This window comes from Micromonospora sp. MH99 (assembly GCF_021442385.1).
GTDB lineage: Bacteria > Actinomycetota > Actinomycetes > Mycobacteriales > Micromonosporaceae > Micromonospora.
The window spans coordinates 90,037-108,521 of record NZ_MUZA01000012.1 but is presented as its reverse complement, the minus strand read 5'-3'; the positions used below and the strand labels follow the sequence as shown (position 1 = coordinate 108,521).

The 18,485-nt window shown below is 71.8% G+C and carries 12 protein-coding genes; 10 read left to right on the top strand and 2 right to left on the bottom strand.

What is annotated here, in order from left to right; genetic code table 11:
* Positions 1 to 96 precede the first annotated feature (96 nt).
* The 8 genes from B0E54_RS09395 (at position 97) to B0E54_RS09360 (ending at position 13,393) form a co-directional block, all read left to right on the top strand.
* Positions 97 to 1,080 (top strand): DUF1702 family protein, encoded by a 984-nt coding sequence (locus tag B0E54_RS09395; protein ID WP_234582921.1) that lies wholly within the window; start codon positions 97 to 99, stop codon positions 1,078 to 1,080.
* Positions 1,077 to 6,866, top strand: a complete 5,790-nt coding sequence (locus tag B0E54_RS09390) for an SDR family NAD(P)-dependent oxidoreductase (protein ID WP_234582920.1) — start codon at positions 1,077 to 1,079, stop codon at positions 6,864 to 6,866. Before B0E54_RS09395 ends, B0E54_RS09390 begins: the two co-directional genes overlap by 4 nt.
* A 2-nt stretch (positions 6,867 to 6,868) precedes the next feature.
* Positions 6,869 to 7,309, top strand: coding sequence for a thioesterase family protein (locus B0E54_RS09385; protein ID WP_234582956.1), 441 nt, complete (start codon positions 6,869 to 6,871; stop codon positions 7,307 to 7,309).
* Positions 7,306 to 7,845, top strand: coding sequence for a flavin reductase family protein (locus B0E54_RS09380; protein WP_234582918.1), 540 nt, complete (start codon positions 7,306 to 7,308; stop codon positions 7,843 to 7,845). The genes B0E54_RS09385 and B0E54_RS09380 overlap by 4 nt, the downstream gene beginning before the upstream one ends.
* Positions 7,842 to 9,200: a cytochrome P450 gene (locus B0E54_RS09375; RefSeq protein WP_234582916.1), complete on the top strand. Its 1,359-nt coding sequence runs from the start codon at positions 7,842 to 7,844 to the stop codon at positions 9,198 to 9,200. Before B0E54_RS09380 ends, B0E54_RS09375 begins: the two co-directional genes overlap by 4 nt.
* 94 nt (positions 9,201 to 9,294) lie before the next feature.
* The gene (locus tag B0E54_RS09370) at positions 9,295 to 11,265 is read left to right on the top strand and encodes a CRTAC1 family protein (protein ID WP_234582915.1); all 1,971 of its coding nucleotides are present in this window, start codon (positions 9,295 to 9,297) and stop codon (positions 11,263 to 11,265) included.
* Positions 11,262 to 12,317: an enediyne biosynthesis protein gene (locus B0E54_RS09365; protein WP_234582914.1), complete on the top strand. Its 1,056-nt coding sequence runs from the start codon at positions 11,262 to 11,264 to the stop codon at positions 12,315 to 12,317. The genes B0E54_RS09370 and B0E54_RS09365 overlap by 4 nt, the downstream gene beginning before the upstream one ends.
* 134 nt (positions 12,318 to 12,451) lie before the next feature.
* Positions 12,452 to 13,393 (top strand): hypothetical protein, encoded by a 942-nt coding sequence (locus B0E54_RS09360; RefSeq protein WP_234582913.1) that lies wholly within the window; start codon positions 12,452 to 12,454, stop codon positions 13,391 to 13,393.
* On the opposite strand, the gene rph is transcribed toward B0E54_RS09360, so the two are convergent.
* A complete protein-coding gene (rph, locus tag B0E54_RS09355) occupies positions 13,384 to 16,011 on the bottom strand; it encodes a rifamycin-inactivating phosphotransferase (RefSeq protein ID WP_234582912.1) in 2,628 nt (875 codons plus the stop codon). The genes B0E54_RS09360 and rph overlap by 10 nt on opposite strands.
* Positions 16,012 to 16,303: 292 nt before the next feature.
* Between rph and B0E54_RS09350 the strand changes: the two genes are divergently transcribed.
* Positions 16,304 to 16,867: an alpha/beta fold hydrolase gene (locus tag B0E54_RS09350; protein WP_234582910.1), complete on the top strand. Its 564-nt coding sequence runs from the start codon at positions 16,304 to 16,306 to the stop codon at positions 16,865 to 16,867.
* 47 nt (positions 16,868 to 16,914) lie between these two features.
* On the top strand, positions 16,915 to 17,751 hold the full coding sequence (locus B0E54_RS09345; protein ID WP_234582909.1) for an alpha/beta fold hydrolase: 837 nt from the start codon (positions 16,915 to 16,917) through the stop codon (positions 17,749 to 17,751).
* A gap of 17 nt (positions 17,752 to 17,768) precedes the next feature.
* Here the strand turns inward: B0E54_RS09345 and B0E54_RS09340 are convergent, their stop codons facing one another.
* Positions 17,769 to 18,482 carry a hypothetical protein gene (locus tag B0E54_RS09340; protein WP_234582908.1) on the bottom strand — a complete coding sequence of 238 codons (714 nt, stop codon included), beginning with the start codon at positions 18,480 to 18,482 and terminating at the stop codon, positions 17,769 to 17,771.
* Between the last annotated feature and the right edge of the window lie 3 nt (positions 18,483 to 18,485).

Genomic DNA, 18,485 nt, shown 5'->3' with positions numbered 1-18,485 from the left:
TTCCCCGCGTCATCGGCAACCGCCGCAATGTTGGAGAAGTTCCGTCGCGCATAGTCGCGTAACAATGAGGTCTCAGCGGGAAGGCCGGAGCATACGATGAGTTCATTGACCAGACTGCGACGTCGTATTATGACCCCCGACGTGCGGGAGACCAAAGTCAGCACGCGCGGATTCCATCTCAAGGACGAACAGGCCCGCGAGCGCCTCGAAACAGTCGGCAGCTCGTTCCTGCACGGATTCGGGGCCGCCGCGGAGGCGCACGGCCCGGCGGATGCGGCACCCACCGTCGAGGCCACGCCTGCCGCGTACCGGGGCTTCGCCTACGAGGGCGCCGCGATGGCCTTCGCCATCCGCGACGCCCTGCCCGGGCGGTCGCGGCACGTCGCGCGGTTCCTCGCCGACCACGACGAGCACGTCTACATGGCGTACGTCGGAGTGGGCTGGGCGATGGCCCGCCTGCCGCGTCTGCTGTGGCCCCGCCTGTACGCCCCGGACCCGCTGCTGCGCTGGCTCGTTCTGGACGGCTACGGGTTCCACGAGGCGTACTTCAAGACCGACAGGTACGTGCGCCAGCGGTATCGGCCGTCCACCTTCGCCTGGCCTGCCGACGGCCCCCGGGACTATTCGGTACGCGCCATCGACCAGGGCATCGGCCGGGCCTGCTGGTTCGTCGCCGGAACGGACCCGGAGCAGCTCGTCCGCCTCCTCGACGAGTTCCCCGCCGAACGCCGGCGCGACCTGTACGCCGGGGCGGGCCTCGCCGTCTGCTACGCGGGCGGCGCGAGTGAACGGGAACTGACCTGGCTCGCCGAGTGCGCGGGGACGTACCGGCCGGACCTCGCGCAGGGCGCGTCGTTCGGCGCCGCGGCCCGGCTGCGCGCCGACCTCGTCACGCCGCACAACGAGCTGGCGACCCGTGTCCTCTGTGGCATGACGGTGAGCGACGCGACGCGGGTGACCGACGAGGCGCGGGTCGGGCTGCCCCCGGACGACGTCCTGCCCGCCTACGAGGTGTGGCGCCAGCGCATCAGGAATGCCTTCGACCCGTCGCCAGCGACACGAAAGCCGAGTGAGCAATGACAAGTATCGCCGTGGTGGGGATGGCGTGCCGCTACCCCGACGCCCGTTCACCGCAGGAACTGTGGGAGAACGCGATCGCGGGTCGCCGGGCGTTCCGGCGGCTCCCCGACGTCCGGATGAACGCCGACGACTACTTCGACGCCGACCCGGCCGCCCCGGACCGCTTCTACGCGCGCAACGCCGCGGTCATCGAGGGCTACGAGTTCGACCGGGTCGGCTACAAGGTCGCCGGGAGCACGTACCGGTCGACCGATCTGGCCCACTGGCTGGCCCTGGAGACCGCCGCGACGGCACTGGCCGACGCCGGTTTCCCGGCCGGCGAGGGCCTGCCCCAGGAACGCACGGGCGTCATCGTCGGCAACACGTTGACCGGTGAGTTCTCCCGCGCCAACCAGATGCGGCTGCGCTGGCCGTACGTGCGGCGGACCGTGGCCGCGGCGTTGCGGGCCGAGGGCTGGGACGACGAGAAGCTGTCGGCCTTCCTCGCCACCTACGAGGAGGCGTACAAGAGCCCGTTCCCGCCGGTGAACGAGGACACGCTCGCCGGTGCCCTGGCGAACACGATCGCCGGACGCATCTGCAACCACTTCGACCTCAAGGGCGGCGGCTACACCGTCGACGGCGCCTGCTCGTCGTCGCTGCTGTCCGTGGTGACCGCGAGCCGGGCCCTGCTGGACGGAGAACTGGACGTCGCGATCGCCGGCGGCGTCGACCTGTCCATCGACCCGTTCGAGGTCATCGGCTTCGCGAAGACCGGCGCCCTGGCCAGCGGGGAGATGCGGGTCTACGACCGCGCCTCCAACGGGTTCTGGCCGGGTGAGGGCTGCGGCATGCTGGTCCTGATGCGCGCCGACGAGGCCGCCGAGGCGGGTCACCGGATCTACGCCTCGGTGGCCGGCTGGGGCGTCTCGTCCGACGGCCGCGGTGGCATCACCCGGCCCGAGGTCGACGGCTACCAGCTCGCCCTGCGCCGCGCGTACGACCGGGCCGGATTCGGCATCGACACCGTCGGGCTGTTCGAGGGGCACGGCACCGGCACCAAGGTCGGGGACACCACCGAGCTCACGGCGCTGTCCAGCGCCCGCGAGACGGCGAATCCCGACGCGCCGCCGGCCGTCATCGGCTCGGTCAAGGGGATGATCGGTCACACCAAGGCCGCCGCCGGGGTGGCCGGTTTCATCCGCGCCGCGATGGCCGTGCACCACGAGGTGCTTCCCCCGAGCGTCGGCTCCGTCGACCCCCACGAGATTCTCACCGCCGACGGCGCCCGGCTGCGCACCCTGCGCAAGGCCGAGGCGTGGCCGAGCGCGGTCCCGGTGCGGGCCGGCATCACCGCCATGGGCTTCGGCGGCATCAACACGCACGTCGTGCTCGAACGCCACGGCCCGCGCCGGCCCGTGCCGGATCGCCGCGTCCGCACCCTGGCCGCCTCCGCCCAGGACGCCGAGCTGCTGCTGGTGGACGCGGCCTCGCCCCAGGAACTGGCCGTCCGGCTCGCCGAGCTGAGCGACTTCGTGTCCGCGATCTCGTACGCGGAGCTGGGCGACCTGGCGGCGACGCTCCACCGCGACCTGCAGGACCGGCCGTTCCGGGCCGCGATCGTGGCCTCGTCACCCGAGGAGGCGCAGCGGCTGTTGACCGCGGCCCGCGAGGCCGTCGAATCCGGCGAGGCGGCACTGATCCGCCCCGACGGCCGGTTCCTGCTCGGGCACGTCAGCGGCCCGGCCCGGATCAGCTTCCTCTTCCCAGGGCAGGGTTCCGGACGCGGCGTCAGCGGCGGCGCGCTGCGGCGGCGGTTCGCCGAGGTCGACGACGTCTACCTGCGCGCCGCGCTGCCCACCGGCAGCGACGTCGTCGCGACCGAGGTCGCCCAGCCGCGCATCGTCGCCGGGTCACTGGCCGGGCAGCACGCCCTGGCGCTGCTCGGCATCGAGGCGTCCACCGCGATCGGGCACAGCCTCGGCGAGATCGTGGCCCTGCAGTGGGCCGGCGTCCTCGACGAGGAGGCGCTCCTGCGCGTCGCAGGCGTCCGGGGCCGGACCATGGCCGGGTACAGCCAGGCCGGCACGATGGCCGACATCGGGGCGCCCCCGGAGACGGTCGACGGGATCATCGCGGGGCTGCCGGTGGTGGTGGCTGCCTACAACGGGCCCGAGCACACGGTCGTCTCCGGATCTGTCGACGCGATCGAGGCGGTCTGCCACAAGGCTCGGGCCGCCGGCCTGAGCGCGACGCGGCTGCGGGTCTCGCACGCCTTCCACTCCCCGCTTGTCGCGCCGGCCGCGGACACGTTCGCCGACGCCCTCGCCGGCGAGACCTTCCACCAGGTCGGCGCCCGGGTGGTCTCCACCGTCACCGGTGAGGTGCTGCCCGCCGGTACCGACGTGCGGGGCCTCCTGCGCCGCCAGATCACCGACCCGGTCCTGTTCAACCAGGCCGTCGCGTTCGCCGCCAAGAGCACCGACCTGTTCGTCGAGGTCGGGCCCGGGCGGGTGCTCACGGGACTGGCCACGACTGTCACTGACGTCCCGGCGGTCGCCGTGGACACCGACGACGACTCGCTCGCGAGTCTGCTGCGGGTCGCCGGCGCCGCGTACGTCGTCGGCGCGGCCCCGGCCCCGGCGGCGCTGTTCGACGGGCGGTTCGTGCGGCCGTTGGAGGTAGGCGCCGCGTTCTCCTTCCTGACCAGCCCCTGCGAGCAGGCGCCGGAGCTCAGCGCGGCGATCGAGCGCGGGCCCACCACGGCCACGGCCACGTCCACCACCACCACCGATCCGGTCGAGGTGGGGGAGGAGTCCACCGAGGACCTCATGCGGCGGCTCACCGCCGAGCGCGCCGAGTTGCCGATCGAACTCGTCCGCCCGGACAGCCGCCTGCTCGACGACCTGCACCTGAGTTCGATCACGATCGGCCAGGTGGCCAACCAGCTCGCCCAGCGTCTGGAACTGCCACCGGCACAGATGCCGCTCAACTTCGCGACCGCCACCGTCCGGGAACTCGCGGCGACGATGGAGACCCTCGCGCGTACGGCCCGGGACAGCGACGCCACCGCCACGCCGGTGGTGGCCGGTGTGGCCGGCTGGGCGCGGCCCTGGCGGCTCGACCTCGACGAGGTGCCGTTGCCGGCGGTCCCCGGCGACGCCACCGCAGCGAACGGTCCGTGGCACGTGCACGCGTCGGCGGACCACCCGTTCGCCGCGGCTCTCGGCGCGGCGCTCGAACAGGCCGGGCTCGGCGGCGGCGTCCTGGTCTGCCTGCCGCCGGACTGCACCGAGGAGCAACTGGAGCCGGCCCTGCGGGGAGCGCAGCAGGCCATCTCCACCGGCAGCACCCGCTTCGTCCTGGTCGGACACGGTCGGGGCGCGGCGGCCATCGCCCGGACGTTGCATCTAGAGGCGCCGTCCGTGCGGGTCACCGTCGTGCACCTGCCGGCCGCCGGCGACCCGGCGGTGGAGCTGGTGGTGCGGGAGGTCGCCGCCACGACCAGCTTCACCGAGGTGCACCACGACGACGGGGTGCGGCGCGTCCCGACGCTGCGCGCGCTGCCGGTACGCCCCGCGACGGCGGTGGCCCCGCTCGGCCCGGACGACGTGCTGCTGGTGACCGGCGGGGGCAAGGGCATCACTGCCGAGTGCGCCCTCGCCCTGGCCACCGACAGCGGCGCCAGCCTCGCGGTGCTGGGCCGTTCCGACCCCGCCGAGGACGCCGAACTCGCCGCGAACCTGGCCCGGATCGCCACCGCCGGTGTCACCGTGCGGTACGCCCGCGCCGACGTCACCGATGCCGCCGCCGTACGGCAGGCGGTGCAGGACCTCTCGGCCGAACTCGGGACGATCACCGGTGTTCTGCACGGCGCGGGCCGCAACGAACCCGCCGGCCTGACCAGCCTGGACCCGGCCGCGTTCCGACGCACTCTGGCACCGAAGGTCGACGGCCTGCGGGCGGTGCTCGACGCGGTCGAGAAGCCCCGGCTCCGGCTGCTCGTGACGCTCGGCAGCATCATCGGCCGGGCGGGGCTGCGAGGCGAGGCGCACTACGCCACCGCCAACGACTGGCTGGCCGAGGAGACCGTCGCCTTCTCCCGGGCGTACCCCGAGTGCCGCACCCGGTGCCTGGAGTGGTCGGTCTGGTCGGGCGTCGGCATGGGGGAGCGGCTGTCGGTGGTCGAGTCGCTCAGCCGCGAGGGCGTCACGCCCATCACCCCCGACCAGGGCATCGCGATCCTGCGGCGTCTGGTCGCGGACACCACCGCACCGGTAGTGGTGGTGATCAGCGGCCGCACCGAGGGCATCCACACGGTCCGGTACCACCAGCCGGCGCTGCCGTTGCTGCGCTTCGTCGACCGCGCCCTGGTCCGCTACCACCAGGTCGAACTCGTGGTCGAGACGGAACTCAACGTGGGCACCGACCGCTACCTCGAAGATCATGACCTGGACGGCAACCTGCTGTTCCCCGCGGTCTTCGGGATGGAGGCCATGGCGCAGGTGGCCGCGGCCCTCTCCGGCGCCGACGTCCTCCCGGTCATCGAACGGGCGGAGTTCCTGCGGCCGATCATCGTCGCGCCCCACGGGCACACGAGGATCCGGGTGGCTGCCCTGGTCACCGACGACGACGTCGTCGAGGTCGCGATCCGCAGCGAGGAGACCGGCTTCACCGCCGACCACTTCACCGCCCGGCTGCGCCTCGGCGCCGACACGGTGCCCGACGGCCCTCCGGACCAGGTGCCGGACGGTCTTGCGCCGGCCTCGATCGCCCCGCTCGACGACCTGTACGGCGACACCCTGTTCCAGGGCGGCCGGTTCCAGCGGCTCCGGCAGTACCACCGGGCCGCCGCCCGGCACGTGGACGCGATAGTGGAGGCCGACGACTCGACGGCGTGGTTCGCCCCGTACGTCTCCGCGACGCTGCTGCTGGGCGACCCCGGCGTCCGCGACGCGCTCATGCACGGCAACCAGGTGTGCGTGCCGGACGCCACGCTGCTGCCCGTCGGCGTGGAACGCATCCACCCCGGCGGGGAGAAGCTGTCGTCTGCCCGCGAGCTGCGGTACTGCGCCACCGAACGCGAGCGCGACGGCGACACGTACGTCTACGACATCGCCCTGCGCACCGAGTCCGGAATGACCGTCGAGCGTTGGGAGGGCCTGCGGCTGCGCGCGGTCCGCAAGCAGGACGGCGCCGGCCCCTGGGTGCCACCGCTGCTCGGCTCCTACCTGGAGCGTGTGCTCGGCGACCTCGGGCTCACCGGCGTCGCCGTCGCCATCGAGCCCGACGCGGTGTCACCCGAGCCGGGCGAGCACACCGCCACGCGCCGACGCAACAGCGTCCGCGCGGTCGGGCAGGCGCTCGGGCGGCCGGTCGAGATCACCTACCGGCCGGACGGACGGCCCGAGGTCGCCGGGGAGCACACCGTGTCGATCGCCCACGGCGCCGGGGTGACGCTGGCCGTCGCCGGGACGGGCGTCCTGGGCTGCGACCTGGAGAGCGTGGCGCGGCGCAGCCCCGAGGAGTGGAAGGGCCTGCTCGGCCCCCACGCCGAACTCGCCGAGCAGCTGGCCGGCGACTCGGGCGAGGACGCCGACACCGCCTCCACCCGGGTCTGGACCGCTGTCGAGGCGATGCAGAAGGCCGGCCTGCCGATGCGCGGCCCACTCGTCCTGGGCGGTACGGCACGTCCCGGCTGGGTGCTCTTCGCCGCCGGTGGCGCTCGGGCCGCCTCGTTCGTCACGAGCCTGCGCGGCAGCGACGGACGGGTCGTCATCACTGTTCTGGCCGGTGCGGAGGGATGAGCATGGAGAGCTACTACGAGCTGCGGCACACCGTCGGGTTCGAGGAGACGAACATCGTCGGCAACGTCTACTACGTCAACTACCTGCGGTGGCAGGGCCGCTGCCGGGAGATGTTCCTGAAGGACCGGGCGCCGACAGTCCTCGCCGACCTGCAAAACGACCTCAAACTGTTCACGCTCAAGGTCGAGTGCGAGTTCTTCGCCGAGATCACCGCGTTCGACGAGATCGCCGTCCGGATGCGGCTGCTCGAACTGGCCCAGACGCAGCTCGAATTCGGTTTCGACTACGTGCGGACCGGACCGGCCGGCGAGACACTCGTCGCCCGCGGCGCCCAGCGGGTCGCCTGCATGCGCGGCCCGAACAACCGGACCGTTCCCACCCGGGTCCCGGAGGCGCTCGAACGCGCTCTGGAACCGTACGCCGCCGCCGGGGTCCGACGATGACGACCTTCGGGACGGAAGAGTTGACGGACCCGGTGCTGATGCGCCGCGTCTGCGGGACCTTCGCCACAGGTGTCACGGTGGTCAGCGTCGGCGGGGACGAACCGCACGCCATGACCGCGAACTCGTTCAGCGCGGTGTCCCTCGACCCGCCGCTGATCCTGGTGTGCGTCGGGCGGGACGCCCTCATGCACCAGGCGCTCAGCCGGGCCGGCGCGTTCGGCGTCTCCGTCCTGGCCGCCGATCAGGAGGCGGTGGCGCGCTACTACGCCGACCGCCGCCGTCCACTCGGACCGGAACAGTTCGAGTTCACCGAGTGGCGGCCGGGCGCGCGGACGGCGGCGCCGTTGCTCGGCGGCGCCGCCGCCCACATCGAGTGCGAGCTCTGGCGGTCGTACGACGGGGGAGATCACACGATCTTCCTGGGCCGTCCGTGCGGGATGCGCCGGTACGACGACGGCGACGGCGAGGCCCTCGTGTTCCTCGGTGGCCGGTTCCGCCGGCTCGAGCGGGCGCCGTCGGCGGTGGTGGCGTCATGACCGCCGTCACCGGCCCGGCGCCGTCCCTTCCCGGTCCGTCGCGTGCGTCGGCCGTCAGCATGCTCATCACGATGGGCCGCGACCGCCTCGGCATGATGACGTCGGCGGCCGCCCGCTACGGCGACGCCGCGCTGCTGCCGGTCGGTCCGAAGGAGCTCTACTTCTTCAACCACCCCGAGCACGCCAAGCACGTGCTCGCCGACAACGCGGCCAACTACCACAAGGGCATCGGCCTGGTGCACGCCCGCCGGGCACTCGGCGACGGGTTGCTGACCAGCGAGGGTGAGCTGTGGCGCAAGCAGCGCCGGGTGGCGCAGCCGGCGTTCCAGAGCCGACGCATCGCCCAGCAGGCCGGCATCGTCGCCGAGGAGGCGGCGGCCCTCGTCGGCCGGCTGCGGACGCTCGGCCGCCAGGGTCCGGTGGACGTGCTCCAGGAGATGACGGGTCTGACTCTCGGCGTGCTCGGGCGCACCCTGCTCGACACCGACCTCGGGCGGTTCCCGTCGATCGGGCGCGACTTCGCCGTGGTGCAGGACCAGGCCATGTTCGAGCTGGCGTCGTTGAGCGCCGTGCCGCCCTGGGTGCCGCTGCCGCGGCAGGTGCGGTTCCGGCGGGCCCGCCGCCGTCTCCAGACGATCGTCGACCAGCTCGTCGCCGAGCGCGGGAGCCACACCGGTGACCGCGACGACGTGCTGTCGCGGCTCATCGTGTCGGCCCGGGCCGAGCCCGACCCCCGGGTCGGACGGCAGCGGCTGCGCGACGAGCTCGTGACCCTGCTGCTCGCCGGGCACGAGACCACCGCCAGCACGTTGAGCTGGGCGCTCTACCTGCTCGACAGGCATCCCGAGGTGCGCCACCGGTTGCGGGAAGAGGCGGTCGAGGTGCTTGGCGACCGGCTGCCGACCTTCGACGACCTGGGCCGGCTGCGGTACACCGCGATGGTCATCGACGAGGTGGTACGCCTGTACCCGCCGGTGTGGATCCTGCCCCGCAAGGCGCTCGCCGCCGACGTGGTGGGCGGGTACGCGGTGCCGGCGGGCGCCGACGTGCTGATCTGCCCCTACACGCTGCACCGCCACCCGGACTTCTGGGACCAGCCCGAACGCTTCGATCCGGAGCGCTTCGACCCGGCCCGCACCACCGACCGCCCGCGGTACGCCTACATCCCGTTCGGCGCGGGACCGCGGTTCTGCGTCGGGAACCACCTGGGCCTGATGGAGGCCGCCTTCGTCCTCGCCGTACTGGCCCGGGACCTGACGCTCACGACGGTCGCCACGCACACCGTCGTACCCGAGCCGATGTTGTCGCTGCGCATACGCGGCGGCCTGCCGATGACCGTGCGTCCGGCGGACTGAGGACACCGCCGGGTGACCGCGGACCGCTGTCACCCACTACCGCACCACCCGAACGCCCGACCCGGCCGGGTCGGGCACCACCCGAGGGGGATCGTTGCCACCGAAACCAGTGGGTCCGCTGCGCAGACTCATTCCCGTCGTCTTCGTCCTGGTACTCGTCGCGGGGCTGTTCACGATCTCGCGGCTGCCGACCGCATCCGCGGCCGACCGACGCGCGATGGCGTCACAGTTCGCGTTCACCGAGATGCCCATCGCCCTGCCGCCGGGTCTGCCGCAGCGCACGATCCGGACGGTGAACCCGAAGTACGAGCACATCCGGTCCTGGATCTCGTCGGTGGGCGCCGGAGTGGCGGTCAACGACCTCGACGGGAAGGGCGGCGCCAACGACCTCTGCCTCGTCGACCCCCGCAGCGACAGCGCCATCGTGACGCCGGCGCCCGGCGGCGGCGCCCGCTACGCGCCGTTCGTGCTGGACCCGGCGCCGCTGCCGATGGGACCGGCGATCGCCCCGATGGGTTGCACACCCGGCGACTTCAACGTCGACGGCCGGACCGATCTGCTCGTCGTCTACTGGGGGCGCACGCCTGTCGTGTTCCTGCAGACCGGAGACGCGGCGGGCCTGAGCCTCGCGTCGTACCATCCGGTCGAGCTGATCCCGCAGCAGCAGACCGCCGACGGCCGCTACCACGGGCCACTGTGGAACACCAACGCGACGGCTGTCGCGGACTTCGACGGTGACGGCCGGCCCGACATCGGGATCTTCAACTACTTCCCGGACTCCCAGGTGCTCGACGCGCAGGGCCTGCCGAACGTGCAGATGAACCACTCCATGTCCCGCGCGCAGAACGCCGGCGGGGCGCACATCCTGCGCTGGACCGCGGCCACCACCGGCGCCGAGCCGAGCGTCACCTACGAGCAGCAGAGCGCGATCGACCCCCGGTACGCCACCGGATGGACGCTCGCCTCGGCCTCCGCCGACCTCGACGGGGATCTGCTGCCCGAGCTGTACCTCGCCAACGACTTCGGCAACGACCGCTTCTTCCACAACGTGTCTTCTCCCGGCCGGATCAGGTTCGCCCTGGCCGAGGGACGCCGCGGCCCGCTGGACCCGAAGTCGCTGGTCGTGGGGCACGACTCGTTCAAGGGGATGGCCGTCGACTTCGCCGATCTGCGGGGCACCGGCCGGTTCGACGCCTTCGTCAGCAACATCACCGAGTCGTGGGGGCTGGAGGAGAGCAACTTCGTCTGGCAGAACACCGCCGCCAACCCGCAGGAGGCGCGGGAACGGCTCTCCAAGGGCATCGCGCCCTTCGAGAACAAGGCTTCGGCCAAGAACCTCGCCTGGGTCGGCTGGGGCTGGGACGTCAAGATGGCCGACTTCGACAACAGCGGACGCCTCGTCGTGGTCCAGTCCTGCGGCTTCGTCAAGGGCACTGTCAACCGGTTCAACTGGCTCCAGGAGTTGGCCGCCAGCAACGACCTGATGCTGCGCGAGCCGGACATGTGGCCCAACGCGCAGCCGGGCGACGACATCGCCGGCTCGAACGCGCTGGCGTTCTGGGCACCGGAGGACAACGGCCGCTACGTCGACCTGAGTCCGCAGCTCGGACTCGACGACCGGACCCCGACCCGCGGTATCGCCGTGGGTGACACCGACGGCGACGGCCGCCAGGACTTCGCGGTGGCCCGCCAGTGGGGACCGCCCGCCTACTACCACAACACCAAGGCGCAGGTCGGCGACTTCCTCGGGCTGCGGCTGCACCGGCCCGCGCTCGGCGCCGCCACGGGCAACGACGCCCGCACCCCGGCGTACGGCGCGCAGGCTCGGGTGACCACTGCCGACGGCCGCACCCAGCTCGCCCAGCTCGACGGCGGCGGCGGGCACTCCGGCAAGCGCAGCTTCGACCTGTTCTTCGGACTCGGTGACCAGGGCGGCACGCCCGTCACCGTCGAACTGAGCTGGCGCGACCTCGACGGTGTCCAGCATCAGCAGACCCTGCCCCTCTCCGCCGGATGGCACGACCTCACGCTCACCGACCGAGCCCAGGAGCTGACCACACCATGACGGACGTCAAACGCGCCCCGGTGGGCGTGACCACCACGGCCGAGGTCGCCGACGCGACCCGCAACGGCAGCGGGCCCGACCGGGCAGCGGCCGGCGTCGACAGGCGACCGCCCGTACCCCGGGTGGACAAGCGCGACCCCCGCTACCTGGCCCTGCGGAACTTCGCCATCTCCATGTCCATCCTCAACATCCTCGGCTACACGATCCTCGGGTTCGAGCAGCCCTGGACCTGGCCGCTGTTCGCCCTGGCGATCGGGTACACGGTCGAGATCGCGATCGAGGCGGTCGCCGCCCGCTCCCTGGGCCGCCGACCGGCCTACAGCGGCAACGGCGCGTGGGGCGTCTACACGTTCCTGCTGCCGACCCACATCACCGCGCTCGCCGCGAACATGCTGCTGTACGCCAACGACATGTTCTGGCCGATCGCCTTCGCCGTGGTCGTGGCCGTCGGGCAGAAGGCCGTGCTGCAGGCCCCGATCGCCGGACGCATGCGGCACTTCATGAACCCGTCGAACTTCGGCATCACCATCACGCTGCTCGCGTTCTCCTGGGTCAACGTGGCCCCGCCGTACCACTTCACGGAGAACGTGCCAGACGTCTTCCGGATGTTCATCCCGATGGTCGTGCTCACCGCGGGCACGATCCTCAACGCGATGCTCACGAAGAAGGTCGCGCTGATCGTCGGCTGGGTCGGCGGCTTCGTCATCCAGGCCCTGATCCGGCACTACGTCTGGGACGTCCAGCTCTGGTCGGCGCTGAGCATCATGACCGGGGTGGCGTTCGTGCTGTTCACCAACTACATGATCACCGACCCGGGCACCACGCCCTCCAAGCCCCGCTGGCAGTTCATGTTCGGCTCCTCCGTGGCCATGGTGTACGGCGTCCTGATGCTGTTCAACGTCGTCTACACCCTGTTCTTCGCGGTCACGATCGTGTGCCTGGCCCGGGGTCTGTTCTGGTGGGGCAGGTGGCTCGCCGAACGGCGTGGCGCCCGCACCCCCGTGCAGCCGGTGCCGCCGCCGGCGGCCGTGGAGCTGCCGATCGCCCGCTGACCCCGTCGGTCGCCCCGGACCGGCCGGCCGTCCTCCGCACGCGGAAAACCGCAAGCAGGAAGACGACCGGCCGGTCCGCGGCGCGAACAATCAGTCAGTGCATCCCGCCGTCACAGATTCGGAGAGAGGCTGCCATGACCGCCACGCAGAGACCGGCCGTGCAGACCCCACCCTCCCCGACGCCGGCACGCCCGGTCCGGCGCGGCGCGCTGATCGTGGGCAGTGTGCTCGCGGGAATCGCGTTGTCCCTGCTCTGGTCGTACCAGTTCGTCGACCAGACGATCGGCGACAACGTCGCCAACACCCTGCTGGGCCACGACGCGAAGGCGACAGCGATCGGCGGCACCGCGGCGGGCCTGCTGTTCGCGTTCGTCTCCGGCCTGGCGGGCACGTTCACTGCCTGCAACATCGCCATGGCCGCCTCGATCGGGCCGATGACACACGCCGGCGCCGGCGGCACACCGGCGGCGGGGCTGCGCTTCATGCTCCGGCCGGTGGGCCTGCTGGCGCTGGGCATGGTCGTCGTCTCCGCCACGTACGGCTTCATCGGAGTCCTGCTCGGCGACTCGCTGCCGCAGCTGTCGACGGAGACGACTGCCGGCGGCATGCCCGTCCGACTCGTGCAGTCGGTGGTGGTCTTCGGCGTGATCGGTCTCGCGTTCATCTATCTCGGTCTCGCGGCGCTCGACAAGGTCCCCGATCCCTTCGCGCGTCGCCCGTTCGCCCGCGTGTTCGTGCTCGGCATGCTGGTCGGCGCCTTCCTGATCGGCCGGCCCTACCCGCTGTTCCACAAGCTCTTCCAGTGGGCCGCTGACAACGGCAACCCCCTCTACGGCTCGGCCGCCTTCGTACTGCAGTCGCTGGGCAACATCGCGATCGTGGGCATCCTGTTCGCACTCGTCGTCCTCGCCACCCGCGGAGGGCTGATCCGCTGGTTGTCCGCGCGACCGGCACGCACCCTCGCGGTCACCGGCTCGCTGCTGCTCGCGCTGGGCGTCTTCACCCTCGTCTACTGGACCGTCCGGGTGCCCGCGATGTTCGGCTACGGCTGGTTCCCGACGATGCCCTACAACTGAGCGCGGCCGTCGGCGTCGTCCGGCGGTGGCAGGATCTCGACGTACCCGTCGGTGCCGTGCACGCGGATCCACTGCCCGTCACGGATCAGCCGGGTCGCGTCCGCCACCCCGACGACGGCCGGCAGGCCGTACTCCCGGGCGATGACCGCCCCGTGGGTCATGAGGCCGCCCACCTCCGTCACCAGGCCCTGGACCGCGACGAAAACTGGTGACCAGCTCGGGTCCGTGTAGGAGGTGACCAGGATGTCGCCGGGTTCCAGCTCGGCCTCGGCGATGTCCAGCAGGACGCGGGCGCGGCCCTCGACGACCCCGCCGGAGACTCCGAGGCCGGCCAGCGCTCCGGCCGGCACGTTGTCGCGGCGGTACGCCCCGGCGATGGTCTCGCCCTCGGAGGTGAGCACCCGGGGCGGCGTCAGCGTCCGGTGCCACCGGAAGGTGTCCCTGCGCTGGTCGATGAGGTGGTCGTCGACCCGGTGCGTCCGCACGGCGTCGTGCAGCTCGGCGAAGGTGAGATAGAAGATGTCGTCCCTGTCGCGGAGCACACCGGCCCGCGCGAGGCGCTCCGCCTCGGAAAGCAGGGCCTGCTTGTAGACGAAGTAGCGGCTGATGATGGCGTACTTCGGATACTCCCGGTACCCGATGAAGGTGCGGACCCGGTCGATCATGCGCGTGGTCTCGTCGGTCTTGGTGTCCCCGTCCGGCAGGGCCCGCAGCCGTTCCAGCAGCTCCTCGCGCTTCTGCTGCGCCGCCTGACGCCCCTGCTCGAAGCGCCGCACGGCGGCGCCCGGTTCGAGGAGCCTGATGTTGTCGAGGATCAGGGGTACGAGCGTGGTGGGGCGTTCGCTCCAGCGCGGTCTCGTGATGTCGATCTCGCCGACGCAGCGCATGCCGTACCGGTCGAGGTAGGCCGAGATGGCGTCGCGCGCCTCGGCTCCGCCCGCGAGCCTCGGCAGTTCGTCGAGGAAGCCGTCGTCGTCGACCTCCTGCAGGAAGGCCACCACCTCCGGATGCGGTCGGATCACGTCCGCGACGTCGAGCAGCGCCAGGCCCATCTCCGACGTGATGTTGCCCGGGGCGGACAGCGTGAGGGTGTCAGCGGCGTTCTTCTCGCCCAGCCATTCGGACAGCTGCTCGTTGAGCCACCAGGTGGCCTGCATCCCCGCCATGATCGCCTGCATGTTCAGGGGGTCACTGAGGAGCCGCTTGTGCTCCTCGAACGCCTTGTGCAGGAAGTCGAACAGCTCCGGTCCCGTCACCGTCGCGATGTCGCGCTTCAGGGCGGCGAGTGACGCCTCGCTGCGCTCGATCAGCTCGGTGACGATAGTCGGATCGTTCTCGATCGTGGTCGGCTTGCCGCTGATCCGCGGGATGTCGGGACCGTCCGCAAGCGCCGGTACGAAGTCGGGGCGGTCGAGGATGGTCTCCAGCGCGTCCCGGGTCAACGGGTCGGACCGTCCCGCCATGTCGAGGAAGCCGGCGCGGCTCGCCGGCGCTGCCAGGATCCCGGTGGCGTCGACGAAGAGCCTCCCACCGGCCTCGTGCATCGGCGCCATGGCCGTCAGCTGCCACATGGAGAGTCCCAACGGCTTCATGGCGTCGGTCATCATCTGCTGATGCCCCACGGAGAGGTAGACGTGGTTCTTGTCGTCCCCGGCCGCCGGCACGGGGAACAGCGTGGTGATCGGCCGGCTCTGCACGATCTGGACGTCACCGTCGACCAGGCACCACTCGATGTCCTGCGGGCTGCCGACGTGCGCCTCGATCCGCCGGCCCACGTCCACCAGCCGCAGGACCTGCGCGTCCGTCAGCGCCGGCTGCTCCTGTCGCTCCGGGCTGATCGCCTGTCTCGTGGTCCCGCCGGCCGGCAGCGCCTCGATGGCGAGACGCTTGCTGGCGATCGTCCGCTCGATGATCGCACCGTCGCGCACCCGGTAGGAGTCCGGATTCACCAACCCGGACACCAGGGCCTCGCCGAGGCCGAAGCTGGCCTCCACCGAGGCGACCTTCCGGTTGGACGTGACCGGGTCGGCCGTGAACAGGACGCCGGCTGCCTGCGGAAACACCATCTCCTGCACGACGACGGCCAGGTGGACCGCGTGGTGGTCGATGCCGTTGCGCTGACGGTAGGTGACCGCCCGCTCCGTGAAGAGCGAGGCCCAGCACCGGCTGACGTGCGTACGAATGGCCGCCGGACCCCGCACGTTCAGGTACGTGTCCTGCTGGCCCGCGAAGGAGGCCGTCGCCAGGTCCTCCGCCGTGGCACTGGACCGGACGGCGTAGGCAGCCTTCTCGCCGTGCCGGGTGAGCGCCCGGGTGATGGCCACCGCCACGTCGTCGGGCAGGGCGACCCCTTCGATGGCCCGGCGGATCTTGGCGCTGCGGTCGCGGATCCCCTCCCGGTCGTCCGGCTTCAGGCGCGACAGCTGGTCGAGCTGATCGTCGATCGAGGGCACCTCGGCCATGACCCGTCGAAAGGCGTCGGTCGTCACGCAGAAGCCAGCCGGCACGCGGATGCCCTCGATTCGCGACAACGTCCCCAGACGGGCGCCCTTGCCGCCGACGATCGCGACCTGAGTCTCGTCGACCTCGTCCAGATCTCGCACGTACTTGTCGATCATCGCGCCCCGTTTCTTCGTCCGTTCCGGTGTCCGGCGGACGATTCTGCGGCAAGACGGGGGTCTTGCGGCAAGGCCCCCGGTGCGATATACGTTAAAGTGGGAGCGGATACCAGTGGTGTTTTTCCCCGCTGTGCAGGAAATCGTTCCGCTGATCCCCCCTTGTTGATCCCTCGCCTGTTGATCCCTCGCCTGTCGATCCCTGCGGCTCGCCCCGCCGCCGGCGCTTGATGCCGCTTCGACGCAGCACGCGAGATTGATGCCGCTTCGACGCAGCACGCGAGAGGGGATCGTCATGGCAGCGACCACGCAGGTCCTGTTCATTCAGGGCGCTGGCGCCGGCACCCACGACGAGTGGGACAACAGGTTGTCCGACAGCCTGCGGCGCGGGCTCGGGGACGGGTACGAGGTTCGGTACCCGCGAATGCCCGACGAGGGCCACCCGAGCTACGCCACCTGGAGCGCCGCCATCCGGCGGGAGATCGCGGCACTGGACGACGGGGCAGTCGTCGTGGGCCATTCGGTGGGCGGCGCGATCCTCGTCCACGCGCTCGCCGAGCGGCCACCCGAGCGGGACCTCGCGATGATCGTGCTGATCGCCGCCCCGTTCGTCGGTGCGGGCGGCTGGCCCGGCGACGAGTTCGAGCTGCCACCGGACCTCGGCGTCCGACTGCCGCGGGGCGTACCGGTGCGGGTCTTTCACGGGCTCGGGGACGAGACGGCGCCGCCGTCGCACGCGGACCTGTACGCGGGCGTCATCGGCCAGGCGCGGGTGTACCGGCTGCCCGGGCGCGATCATCAGCTCAACGACGACCTCGGTGACGTGGCGGCGGTGATCAGGCTTGACGCTCTTGGCTAACCGTATTAGCTTAAAGCTAACGCAACTAGCCGAGCACGGAGGATCCCATGACCGAGTACCTGACCGTCGACGGCGGCACCCTGGCGTACGAGGTGACCGGCGCCTCCGGGCCGCTCGTCGTTCTCGCCCACGGCATGGGCGACAGCCGCGAGGCGTACCGCTTCGTCGTGCCGCGCCTGGTGGCCGCCGGCTACCGGGTGGCAGCCGTCGACCTGCGGGGCTGCGGCGAGTCGAGCGCGCAGTGGCAGTCCTACAGCCGCACCGACATCGCGGGTGATCTGCTCGCGGTGATCCGCCACCTCGGCGGTCCGGCCGTGCTGGTCGGCCACTCGATCTCCGGCGGGGCCGCCACCATCGCCGCCGCCCAGGCACCCGAGCTGATCACCGGCATCGTCGAACTGGCCCCCTTCACCCGCAAGCAGTCGATCAAGCTGGGCGACCTGCGGGTCGCCCGCTACCGCAAGGGCATGGCCCGGCTGCTCGGCACCGGCCTGCTGGGCAGCGTGCTGCTCTGGCGCAGCTACCTCGACATCGCCTACCCGGAAAGGAAGCCGGCCGACTGGGCCGCCCGCACGGCCCGGATCGACGCCATGATGCGCGAGCCCGGCCGGATGGCGGCGATGCGCAAGATGGGCCAGTCGGCGCCGGTCGACGCCGGGGCGCAGCTGGGTAACGTCCGCTGCCCGGCCCTGATCGTCGAGGGGTCGCTCGACCCGGACTGGGCCGACCCGCGGGCCGAGGGGGAGGCGATCGTGGCCGCGCTGCCGGCCGGGTTGGGCCGGCTCGAGGTCATCGAGGGCGCGGGTCACTACCCGCACGTGCAGTACCCCGACGAGACGGCCGACCTGCTGCTCGCCTTCCTGAGCGCGAACGCCCGCGCCTGAGATCCCGGGTCACGCCGTCAGGCCAGCAGCTGTTCGCGCATCCGCGCGCCCAGGTTGATCCGTCCCACCGCGCGCGGGCCGGCCGGATCGTGCACGTCCACCGTGTTGTTGCGACGCATCAGCGCACGGACCGCAGGTGGCAGCCGGGGTGGGTCGTCCATCGCGGCGAGGATCTGCGCCGCGCTCGTGATCAGTCGATCGACGAACGCGGCGGCGTCGGTGTCCACCCGCACCCGGCCGTACTCCCAGCCGGCGGTGGTGAGGTCGAGCACCTCGAACACGTGGGTCACCAGCGGGGTCGGATCGGTCACCCGATCGAGCCGGGCCGCCCGCCCGCCGACCACCGCGACGGCGGCGGCCACCTGGGCGTACGGGTGGAAGCCGCACGGCAACGCGAACAGCGGCCACCGCAGCCCGGGACCGGCCTCCATCCACAGCGGCCGGTAGTTCCGCCGGTGCACCAGCAGCCGCCGGCCCGTGCGCCGGTGGATGTCCTGCGCCTGCGCCAGCAGATCCGCGTGCGCCTCGTCGGCGACCTGGTTCAGAATCCGGGCCGCCACCACCAGGCCGTCGTCGCCGCCCAGCATCCCGGTCGCCGCTTCGACCTGCGCGGGAAACGGAACCCGCGCCTGCGTGCCGTATCCGTGCTGGAGGTCTCGCAGCAGCGCCTGCTGCCGCCCCGGGTCGAGCTGGACCCGCCCGCCGCCCAGCAGCCGCTGGAGCCAACGCATGTC

Bases quoted from the DNA above. Each gene is read 5' to 3' on its own strand.
- B0E54_RS09385 (WP_234582956.1), top strand. From the start codon at position 6,869: ATGGAGAGCTACTACGAGCTGCGGCACACCGTCGGGTTCGAGGAGACG.
- B0E54_RS09380 (WP_234582918.1), top strand. From the start codon at position 7,306: ATGACGACCTTCGGGACGGAAGAGTTGACGGACCCGGTGCTGATGCGC.
- B0E54_RS09390 (WP_234582920.1), top strand. From the start codon at position 1,077: ATGACAAGTATCGCCGTGGTGGGGATGGCGTGCCGCTACCCCGACGCC.
- B0E54_RS09345 (WP_234582909.1), top strand. From the start codon at position 16,915: ATGACCGAGTACCTGACCGTCGACGGCGGCACCCTGGCGTACGAGGTG.
- B0E54_RS09360 (WP_234582913.1), top strand. From the start codon at position 12,452: ATGACCGCCACGCAGAGACCGGCCGTGCAGACCCCACCCTCCCCGACG.
- B0E54_RS09350 (WP_234582910.1), top strand. From the start codon at position 16,304: ATGGCAGCGACCACGCAGGTCCTGTTCATTCAGGGCGCTGGCGCCGGC.
- B0E54_RS09340 (WP_234582908.1), bottom strand. From the start codon at position 18,482: ATGCGTTGGCTCCAGCGGCTGCTGGGCGGCGGGCGGGTCCAGCTCGAC.
- B0E54_RS09375 (WP_234582916.1), top strand. From the start codon at position 7,842: ATGACCGCCGTCACCGGCCCGGCGCCGTCCCTTCCCGGTCCGTCGCGT.
- B0E54_RS09365 (WP_234582914.1), top strand. From the start codon at position 11,262: ATGACGGACGTCAAACGCGCCCCGGTGGGCGTGACCACCACGGCCGAG.
- rph (WP_234582912.1), bottom strand. From the start codon at position 16,011: ATGATCGACAAGTACGTGCGAGATCTGGACGAGGTCGACGAGACTCAG.
- B0E54_RS09395 (WP_234582921.1), top strand. From the start codon at position 97: ATGAGTTCATTGACCAGACTGCGACGTCGTATTATGACCCCCGACGTG.